Here is a 7568-nt window from a genome sequence, read left to right on the forward strand (position 1 = left end):
ATTTAAATAACTTAAAATTTTATTTTTTTTTGTGGGTTGGGCTTCCCGCCGTTTTTTTTTGGAGGGGGGGGACGCCCATCCCACTTTCAAGAGTGGAAGTTATTTAATTCTCATTCCTAAATTATTACCTGCAAATCAACAATAATAATTATTATATAGCCTTTCTAAACTTTCGTGAGGTACGCGGGCGAGCAATTCCATATCTATTGCCAATAGCCCGCAGATATAGAAATGATCTGCGTTAATCTGTGTTCATCTGCCTTAATCTGCGGTTTGGTTTGTCTATTCATCAAAAATTTAGGCACTCTTGTCTACTGATTACCTGACAATTCTCAACCGTACCGCACTGTTACTGAGAAAGGCTGTATAAGTTAATCTTCGGCGCAACCTACAGCTCAATTTCAGCAATCAAATCTAGTATTTTTTGATAATCAAAATTATATAGATGATTCATCAGAACTTCCGCAAAAACATCATTATCGATACCGATTTCCTCAATACTTCTGGCAATCAAGTCGAAGTCAGCCTCACGGACGGCCTGTTTTAGATTGCTCGTCCATTCTGAGGAAACTTTCGGCTTGGAGTCCAGCGTAAATATTGCAGCACTATCAGATATTTTTTCTTGTACCATACTTGAAATCGGCGATAAATCATTGACTTGAACATATTTATTGATCGCTTCACCAGCACCCGCTGCGCTAACAACTTGAATGTCAAATTTGAAGACTGTGCCGTGTCCCACTTCGCTCTCGACAGTAATGTCGCCCCCCATTAATCTTATGAACTCGCGGCTGATGTTTAATCCTAAACCCGTACCTGTTTGAACTTTTTTTTCTGATGAAGTTTGCACCAATAATTCAAATATGCTTTCTAATTGTTCCGGCAAAATGCCAACTCCTGTATCGGCTATTTCAAACCCAATAAAAACTATTTCTTGATGTTCAGCAACATTTAAAAAATCGTTTTTTGTAGGGTTAATTATTCGGAATTTATTTTGCCCAACTGTGACTGAAACTGAACCATTTTTGGGGGTAAATTTAACCGCATTATCTAAGAGATTAATCAACACTTGTCGCAACTTAACCTCATCACTTTGCACGTATTGGGGGACATCGGAAGAGCAGTCAATAATTACTTGCAATCCTTTATTTTTCGCCGCAATTTGAAACATATTCTGCACGTCCCCCAGCAAGCGGTACAAGTCAAAGATTTTGGGGTTGAGTGTCATGCGCCCAGCTTCAATTTTAGATAAGTCTAAGACTTGATTGATCAGTTGGAGCAGGTGTTCTCCGCTGCGGCGAATAATTTGGATATTTTCTTTTTCCGCCAAAGTTAAATTAGCGCTGGGTTCCATTAATTGAGCGAAGCCGAGAATGGCGTTGAGGGGGGTTCGCAATTCGTGGCTCATGTTGGCGAGAAAGAGGCTTTTAGTTTTGTTGGCAGCTTCTGCGGCTTCTTTGGCTTGTTGGAGTTCTTGTTCTGCTTGTTTGCGATCGCTCGTATCAATAATTATGCCGTGCCAGACAATATCTCCATTTTCGCGCAATTCTGGTCGAGAATAACCTTGCAGCCATTTGAGTTTTCCCGATGCTGTCACAATCCGCCACTCGTGGGAAAATAGTTCTAGATCAGTGGCACTTTTGACAATTGCCTCGAAGTGACTGGATCGATCGTCCGGGTGCATTTGTTCGTAGAGTAAAGCAGAGTTGTTCTGGATTTCCTCCGGCTCTAATTCTTGAATTTCTCGGCACAGAGGACTGATATATTCCATCTTGACTGAGCCGTCGGGATGCTGCACGAAGATGTAAAGTTCTCCGGGAACAGTGTTCGCTAATTTGTGAAACAGAGCTTCGCTTTTTTGCAAGGCTAATTCTGCTTGTTTGCGATCGCCAATATCAATCCCAAATCCAAACAAGAAATCCAGGCGGCCACCTTCGTCTAGCACCGGTGTGCCGTGCCACTCGACTAACAAAGTCCGATCGTCCGAAGTGAGAATGCGATGTTCGTTAACCGTTTGCTCCCGCGCTGTTACGCCCGTAAAAATTGAATGTAATCCGGCTCGATCGCTTGGGGGTACAAATGTAGCTAAGTAATCTTTGCCTGCAACTTCTGTGGCAGTATAGCCCACCGCTTCCAGCATACTGTTATTCGCCAGCAGGATTTTACCCTCAGAGTCGATCGCCACAAAAAAAATCGGAGAATTTTCGATAATCTTTAAATTAAAGTCGCGCTCTTGACGGATAATTTTTTCAGCTTGCTGGCGCTCCTCAATTTCGAGCTGCAAGCGGGCATTGATCGAGGCTAGCTCCCTCGTGCGATCGACTACTTCAATTTCGAGGGTACGGTTGTAGTCAGCCAATATTTGCTCTGCGTGTTTGCGAGCCGTAATATCTTTAAAAACAGTAATAACATAAAGGATATTCCCCGCACCATCAAACACCGGCAGCGCTCGCACTTCCAAACGAATATTTTTTCCGTCTCGGCGAATATCCATATCTTCAGCAATCACCTCCAAGCCACTCAACGCCCGCACAAACGGCATTTGCTCGACCGGGTAAAGTTGATTAGTGCCTGCTATATAAATTTGATAAGCTTGTGGTAGCTCTGCTGCGGTGGCATCGGGCATTTCTCCCCTGCCTAATATTTGCTCTCCAGCCGAATTCATGAAAATAACTGCGCCGCCCGGATTGATCGTCGAGACTCCAACGGGCAAATTTTCTACCAGTTGGGCAAATTTTTCTTCACTTTCTGCCAAAGCTTGAAAAGACTGTTTCAGTTGATCTGCCATCTCATTGAAAGACTGCGCTAATTCCCCAACTTCATCAAGCCTGCTGACAGCAACAGCGCGATCGAACTTTCTGGCGGCAATATCTTTAGCTGCTTCATTGAGCCGCAGCAGCGGCAGCGTTACCCACCTCGCTGTCAGCACTCCAGCAATTGTCGATAGCAGCAGCGCCCCCCAACAAAGTAAAATTGTAGTGCGCGTATTTTTGTTAATTTGCCCCATGAAATCGGATTCGGGAACTGCGATCGCAATCAGCCAGTTCAAACCGTAAACATCAGAAAACGGCAGCACTTCCACAAAATATGCCTGCCCGTCTCGGCTAAATTGCAGTTGCTGCCGCTGCTTAATGTCGCCAAAGCCCCCGAAGTGTTCGTACAAATACTCGGCTGCGGTGCGAATGACAGGAGTTTGGCTGTCTAAAACATTCAGCCGCTGCAGTTGCTGCTTTCCCGACATCTTTCTAAAGGGTGATTCTTGACTTGAACTGGCAACCAGCAAGCCCGATCGTTCGATCGCGAAAATTTGTCCCGTTTTGCTAAGCTTGATGCGATGGAGATATTGCTGAAGATCCGAGAGCGAAAAGTCTACGGCACTAACTCCCAGCAATTTACCATTTCGATCGCGAATTGGTTGGCTAGCAGCAATAAAAACAGTCCCAGGAGTAAAACCCGGATAAATGCTCGTCCAAATCGGTTTATTAGCTGCGACAGCTTCTTTGTACCAGGGGCGGAGACGGGCATCGTAGATTCCGGGTTCTGCCTTTAATTTATCGGTGCGAGTGCCGTTGCCGTCGGTAGCGTAGTAAATGCTGTGAAAGTTGGTAGACTTGTTCGCCGCGACAATTTGCAAGCTGTTATCCGTGGGGTTGCGCCAAATTCCGAGATATTCCCCTGATTTTTCAGCACCGAAGGATATCCATTGAATGGTTTTAAAAGATCGCATTTGTTGCCAGAGGAACTTCTCTCCCCGAGGCTGCGGCTTTTCTAACTGTAAGTTTAATTCACCGCGCTCGATCGCTTCAGCGTTAAGTTTATTTACCCACTGGGTAGGTTCGAGAAAAGAAATCAGCTTTTCTTCCACTCTCTTTCCCGTCTCCGCGATCAATTTCTCGGCGAGCTCTTCGACTGCTCTTTCTCCGTTGCGAAAGGACAGATACCCGACAATCGCAACTGCTGCGACGATTTGCAGCACAAAAGAGGCCACTAGAAGGCGACGCAGGGAGATTTTTGTTTGGTGTTGAGAAGTTTTGCTCGCGAATCGGGGCAACGGCATAGGCTGATGACTAATTGCTCCCTAACACTTTAACTGTTCCAGCCTGTAATTTCACTTAGGGGCGATCGAGGTGTTTCCTTGCCATCAAAACCCCTCCCACCCAGACACAAATCAGGAGCAAGCACGAGACTTATACCATTTTAGATTTTAGATTTTAGATTTTAGATTAAATAATTGGGGATGGATGAGGAAGCTCGTGCTTTGGAGTTTGCCGACAGTTGCATTCTTTTTTTTAAACTCGTATTACGCACTCTTGGCCCAGAATACCTCCGCCATTTTCTTGCTTTGGTGAGTTTCCTAGCTCAACCAAACCTAATTCTTCCTTCAAACCTCTTCGGTTCATCAATTACATCCGTTAAATCCCGTACACTATTGGCTGCCGAACATCCATCCGTTACATCCGTTACATCCGGTACACAATCCGTTGCCGAACTTCTCTTTAACTGCTACGCGGAAGATCCCCCGCTTGTCCAAACGGATATAGCGAGGGGTCGAGAATAGGTATTCTCGGAAAATATAAAGTAGTGGCAGTGGCTTTTGTCGAGCCATTGCCATCTATAGAAGCCATAGTGTTTTAGGCTCACAGAAAGATTTCAGAGCCAATTCTCTGCTTGCAGTCAATGCTTGAAGTCAAACCAACCAGTTCAAGCAAGAAGTCAAAGCAAGTGGTAAAGGCCTAGGCTACTTCTTCTTCTCGATCGATTTGGCGCAGGTGAATGTGCTTGCGTCCCAGAGAGATTTCAAATTCATCTCCTGGCTGGAGTTCCATCTGTTTGGTGTAGGCCGCTCCAATCAGTAAGTTGCCGTTAGATTGAACGCTAATCCGATAGCTGGCAGAGCGTCCGCCGCGTCCATTGCCGTTTTGCTTCCCGTCTAGCTGAATGCCTTCTGCATCAATCAGCGCATTCAGGAATTTCATCATGTTAACCCGTTCTACGCCGTTCTTGGTAACGGTGTAGTAGCCACAGGCTCTAGCTTTTTCTTCCTTGGTAAGGTTCTCTAGGTCTTTGACCTTTTTGATCAGATCTTCGCCTTCAAGGGGTTCGATATTTTTCTTTTTAGCCATTTACTGAGTCCTGAAATATTCAACTGGTGTACGGATTTTTTCTCGGTTGGTTTTTGGTTTGACCAAGAAACTTTAGCTTTATAGCTGGTCGTAAAACTATATTACACCGATCGGCTCAATTGTTAACCACTATTATCTAAATATTTTTAACAACCTGCAGTCTTTCTTGAGGAGTAGCTGCAACCGGTGCGAGCAATCTCTAAACTCGGTAGCATAAGCTATCAGCTATCAGCTAGCTGAATATTTGCCCCGCTCTTAAAATCCCATGAAGTTAACCACACGCGGACACTACAGTGTCAAAGCATTACTGGATCTAAGTTTGCAACCTCGCTTTGGCCCGACATCGGTGAAATCGATAGCGAAGCGACAGGAGTTACCTGCTCCGTATCTAGAAAAATTGCTGATTGAAATGCGACGAGCCGGTTTAGTCCAATCTGTTCGGGGTGCCCAAGGAGGATATCAATTGGCCCGCCAGCCCGCTCAAATCTCTTTAGGACAAATCTTAGAGGCTGTAGGTGAAACTATTGAACCTTTACCTCGACATTTTCCCGACGCGACACAAGCAGAGGACTGGGTAACATTCAGTTTGTGGAACCGATTGCACAAAAAACTTGCCGAAGCGCTGTACAGTATTTCCCTCGAAGACTTATACTATGATGTCCGCAGTTGGCAAGCCGCTCTTGGGGAAGAAACTAGCTTTATCATTTAAATGGTAAGTTCATTCATTCGATCGCCAGCAAGCACACATGGACGCAACACTTGTTACCTACTTTGGCGGCTGTCACTGCGGTGCTGTCCGCTTCCGTGTCGCCGTTGACAAACACGAAGCATCTGATTGCAACTGCTCTATCTGTAAAAAGAAGGGATTTTTGCACCTCATTGTGCCGCCGGAACGTTTTACCTTGCTCAGTGGCGAAGATGTTTTGACCACCTATACATTTAATACAGGAACTGCTCAACATACTTTCTGCCGAATTTGCGGCATTCACTCGTTCTATCGCCCCCGATCGCATCCCGATCATTTCGATGTCAACGTCCGCTGTCTTGACGACTATGCCATCGAACACTTTCAGATCCTACCCTTTGACGGTGTTAATTGGGAGCAGAACGTACACTTGCTCCGCGACGAAAGTAATCTCAGCCGTTAAAATTGCAGCTCAAAAATCTTGCCTCCGCAAGGGTAGCAGTAGTTAAAACCTGCGCTACCATTGCGATCGCTCCTGCTCGGCCGGACTATCAAGTTTGACACAATATATAATGATGCCGGATGAATTTCCTGTTTTGATTTTAGCTGCGGTGTTGGATTATTCGATCGGCGATCCTTGGGGTTGGCCGCATCCCGTGCAGGCGATGGGTTGGGCGATCGACCGCTATACTCGATTTGTCTTTAATATATGGAATAATCCCGCAGGTAAAATGCCTGAAGCAGGTGCTAGTCCCGCTGGATCTCGGCACCAACTGTTGCTACGAGGTGCTGGTACAATACTAGCGATCGGACTGATTGTAGGCAGTTATACTGTCAGTTGGTCGATCGTCCAAGCTGCTAGTTGGGTACATCCTCTTTTAGGTATTGCCATACAGACCATTTTGCTCGCAAGCTGTTTTGCAGGTCGCAGTTTGAGGGCCGCAGCAGAGGATGTGCTAGCACCTTTAAATGTTGGAGATTTAGTCAAGGCGCGAGAAAGGTTGAGCCTTTACGTCGGCCGGGATACCGAAAACTTATCCGAGCCAGAAATTCTGCGAGCCGTGTTAGAAACTGTAACAGAGAATGCAGTCGATGGCGTGACAGCACCGCTATTTTATGCCTTACTTGGGTTCGCTCTGCCGCATCTATTATTAAGTGTTACCGATCGCCCGATCGATCCTAACTCGATGTGGGCGAGTGCGATCGTCCCCTTGGCGATCGCTTACAAAGCAGCCAGCACATTAGATTCTACCGTCGGCTACAAAGAAGCGCCATACACTGATTTAGGATGGTTTAGCGCCAAACTAGAAGACGTACTGACGTGGATTCCTTGCCGGCTAACAGTGATTACTTTAGCCGTTATATCTGGCAAACCGATTTACATTTGGCAAATTTGTCAGAGAGATGCTGTTAAAGATGCCAGTCCCAATTCCGGTTGGAGCGAGTGCGTTTACGCCGCCATCTTGGGAGTACAACTAGGAGGGACCAATTCCTATCGCGGAGTTCTCAAACACAAACCGCTGTTAGGCGAGTCGGTTCACCCGATCGCAGCGCCGCTAATTTGCCAAGCATTGCAATTAACTCGGTATTGCTTTCTGATTTGGTTGGGACTATCATTGCTTTTTTATACCTTATTATGTGTGAGTCGCTAACTGATGACCTCACCCGCACAGTCCAGGAGTAATCTCCAGGACGAGTTTTTCTTAGACATTTCCCGCCATAAGGCAGACAATTGATGTAGACTGAGATAATTCACTCAA

Annotated in this window: 5 protein-coding genes; 3 read left to right on the plus strand and 2 right to left on the minus strand. The window is 45.8% G+C overall.

Annotated features, from left to right (window positions below; genetic code table 11):
* Nucleotides 1-388 precede the first annotated feature (388 nt).
* Both QUB35_RS37900 and QUB35_RS37905 read right to left on the minus strand, forming a co-directional pair.
* Nucleotides 389-4057 carry a PAS domain S-box protein gene (locus QUB35_RS37900; RefSeq protein ID WP_333148088.1) on the minus strand — a complete coding sequence of 1223 codons (3669 nt, stop codon included), beginning with the start codon at nt 4055-4057 and terminating at the stop codon, nt 389-391.
* 676 nt (nt 4058-4733) lie between these two features.
* Entirely contained in the window at nt 4734-5123 is a 390-nt protein-coding gene (locus QUB35_RS37905) for an AbrB family transcriptional regulator (protein ID WP_333060228.1), read from the minus strand.
* A gap of 265 nt (nt 5124-5388) precedes the next feature.
* Between QUB35_RS37905 and QUB35_RS37910 the strand changes: the two genes are divergently transcribed.
* From QUB35_RS37910 to cbiB, 3 genes are all read left to right on the plus strand, one after another.
* The gene (locus QUB35_RS37910; protein ID WP_190656033.1) at nt 5389-5832 is read left to right on the plus strand and encodes an Rrf2 family transcriptional regulator; all 444 of its coding nucleotides are present in this window, start codon (nt 5389-5391) and stop codon (nt 5830-5832) included.
* Nucleotides 5833-5869: 37 nt separating this feature from the next.
* Nucleotides 5870-6271 (plus strand): GFA family protein, encoded by a 402-nt coding sequence (locus QUB35_RS37915; protein ID WP_333148091.1) that lies wholly within the window; start codon nt 5870-5872, stop codon nt 6269-6271.
* Between the two features lie 109 nt (nt 6272-6380).
* Complete coding sequence (gene cbiB / locus QUB35_RS37920) at nt 6381-7460, plus strand: adenosylcobinamide-phosphate synthase CbiB (RefSeq protein WP_333148093.1); 1080 nt, start codon at nt 6381-6383, stop codon at nt 7458-7460.
* Nucleotides 7461-7568 lie beyond the last annotated feature (108 nt).

The sequence above is a fragment of the Microcoleus sp. B13-B6 genome, from assembly GCF_036705405.1.
In the GTDB taxonomy this organism is placed as follows: domain Bacteria; phylum Cyanobacteriota; class Cyanobacteriia; order Cyanobacteriales; family Microcoleaceae; genus Microcoleus.

What these genes read in the sequence shown, in the direction of transcription:
- QUB35_RS37905 (WP_333060228.1), bottom strand. Translation starts at nt 5,123, where the DNA reads ATGGCTAAAAAGAAAAATATCGAACCCCTTGAAGGCGAAGATCTGATC.
- cbiB (WP_333148093.1), top strand. Translation starts at nt 6,381, where the DNA reads ATGATGCCGGATGAATTTCCTGTTTTGATTTTAGCTGCGGTGTTGGAT.
- QUB35_RS37910 (WP_190656033.1), top strand. Translation starts at nt 5,389, where the DNA reads ATGAAGTTAACCACACGCGGACACTACAGTGTCAAAGCATTACTGGAT.
- QUB35_RS37900 (WP_333148088.1), bottom strand. Translation starts at nt 4,057, where the DNA reads ATGCCGTTGCCCCGATTCGCGAGCAAAACTTCTCAACACCAAACAAAA.
- QUB35_RS37915 (WP_333148091.1), top strand. Translation starts at nt 5,870, where the DNA reads ATGGACGCAACACTTGTTACCTACTTTGGCGGCTGTCACTGCGGTGCT.